This is a genomic window from Corynebacterium sp. MSK047 (assembly GCF_030232285.1).
Lineage (GTDB): Bacteria > Actinomycetota > Actinomycetes > Mycobacteriales > Mycobacteriaceae > Corynebacterium > Corynebacterium jeikeium_D.
Map to the genome: position 1 here is coordinate 1 of NZ_JASPJI010000045.1, position 2526 is coordinate 2526.

The window sequence follows — 2526 nt, forward strand, 5'->3', positions numbered from 1 at the left end:
AACAAGCACTTTCCCAAAAAAGTATTAGTTAGTACATCGGCACACTATTGAGTTCTCACACAACACACACCCACGAAAACAACCACCCCAACCAGGGCAACCACCACGTGAGCAGCAGAAGAAGACTCTACCTTCACTGCAAACACAAGTCAAACCGACCGTGAATACAAAGTAAACTCTCCCCCGCATCACCACAACAAGCGATCACATCGCCCTGTCGCGCTGACCCCGGATACATTACACACACTTCACACATAAAGCGAACCCGCAGGTCACAATGCCTTTCTTGGGTACTTTCGAGCTAATAGAAGACCATAACCCTAGAGTTTCACTTAAAGCTGTTCGGCAATGCGTTCGTTCACCGGCTTCTTACGCACACTCACGATTTATCTCAGCAAAGTGACAAGTCTCGAGGCCTTCGTCGTAAAGCGAGATGGAGCGAAACCACCCCAATAGAAAGCTCCAGTGAGGAAAAGCTGGACTAGGGAACTAAAGTCGAACTGTGACTACATCAACGAAGACCGATGCCCGGCCGGTCCATCCGGTCGATGAGTATCCGGGCCATGTGAAATTGCTTGTACTCGGCTTTCAACATGTGCTCGCCGCGTATGCAGGCGCGGTGGCAGTCCCGCTTTTCGTGGGCTGGGCACTTGTGGATGCCGGGCGTATGTCCCCATCCGATATTCCGCACCTAATTGCCGCGGACCTGTTTGTTGCCGGCATCGCCACCATCGTGCAGTCGGTGGGTATTTGGCGATTTGGTGTGCGGTTACCACTGATTCAGGGCTGTACCTTCTCTGCCGCCATTCCGATGGTCACTATCGGATCGCAATACGGCGTGCCCGCAATCTACGGTTCGGTGATTGCATCGGGCATTTTCATGATGCTCTTTGCACCGCTTTTTGCGTCGCTTCTACGTCTATTTCCGCCGTTGGTCACTGGCACGGTGCTATTGATTATCGGTACGACGCTTATGCCAGTCGCAGCTGACTGGGTTGGTGGCGGTGCTGAAGTCAAGGACACTCCTGATTTCGGCACGCCCCAAAACTTGGCAGTAGCTGTGTTTGTGTTGGTCTTGATTCTCAGTATTGAGCGTTGGGCACCGGAATGGCTCGCCCGAATCGCCGTTCTAGTGGGCATGATTTCTGGGTTGCTGCTGTGCATTCCATTGGGAATGGTGGATTGGTCTGGGACTAAGGACTCACCAATCTTTGGGTTGACACATCCGTTCTACTTCGGCATGCCTGAGTTTGTCTTCTCGGCTGTATTTGCCATGTGCATTGTTTCGCTTGTGACTATGGTCGAGGCGACTGGAGATGTGCTTGCGATCAGTGAGATTACCGAGACCGAGATTGATAATCGCCGTATTGCCGACACACTGCGTGCCGACGGTGCTGCGACCGTGATCGGTGGTATTTTCAATACCTTCCAATACACGGCGTTTGCCCAGAACATCGGCGTCCTGTCCATCACGGGTGTGCGATCCCGGTGGGTTACCGCAGCTGCAGGCGGAATGCTGCTGGTTCTAGGCCTGATTCCAAAGACGGCCGCTCTCGTTGCTGCTATCCCGGCTCCAGTTTTGGGAGGTGCCGGTATCGCCTTGTTCGGCATGGTCGCAGCATCCGGCGTCCGCACCCTATCCAAGGTTAAGTTCACTGAATCCAACGTGATCGTGGTTGGTATTCCGTTGGCACTGGCATTGCTTCCTGCTGTATCGCCCGAACTATTCTCCGGACTGCCGGCATGGGCACAAACGTTTATGGCCTCAGGAATCTGCGTAGGTTCCGTCGCAGCAATCATCTTGAACCTTTTGTTCAACACCGCCGACCGTGCACCGCACACAGTTACTCCGAGCGCTCACGACACCTTCCGCGGAGGTATCAACTCTGAAGATAAGGACCACGACGGCTACGGCGACGTCCCACCAGCTAAGCCGAGCAGCAATAGCTAACTTCGGTACTTTGATCAGCGCGGCTCGATAGCTCAATCCCAGACCGCGCTGGCGTGACTAAATACAACACATTCCCGTATGGGCGCAGGAAATACCTCGCCCATACGGGATTTCCTTTTGGCGCGACCTTGGATGGCGCCGCGTTGTCTCGTAGGTAGGACTTAAGAATCAGGACGAATTCCAAATAAGCGTATGGATCCCTATTTGGACAGCTTGGCAGTAAAGCCCCATTGAAGCGCGGTATCTGCATGTCGGGATGAGTGGCTGTGGTAAACACAGAAGTGCAATAACTGAATCGGACATGCCAACAAGCTCAGTGCCAGAATTCGAGGAGCCTCCGACCGGTGTACTGCGCATCGGACCCTTCTAAGTACCCGCAATTAAGCCAAATCGGTAGCTACCCCGAGATATAAGCCACGACATTTGTCGATTAAATGTTGTTTATCCGTAGGTACAAAAGTGGGCCGCAGCAGCCCACCCCACACAAGGGGCAAGGCAACCACGACCCACACAATAAACTTTTTATGCCGGCGGCGACCTACTCTCCCACACCCTCCCGAGTGCAGTACCATCGG

The 2526-nt window shown here is 53.5% G+C and carries 1 protein-coding gene; it reads left to right on the forward strand.

From position 1 onward, the window contains the following. Window positions 1-502 precede the first annotated feature (502 nt). Window positions 503-1951 (forward strand): nucleobase:cation symporter-2 family protein, encoded by a 1449-nt coding sequence (locus QP981_RS11070; RefSeq protein ID WP_284858019.1) that lies wholly within the window; start codon window positions 503-505, stop codon window positions 1949-1951. The last annotated feature ends 575 nt before the right edge of the window (window positions 1952-2526 follow it).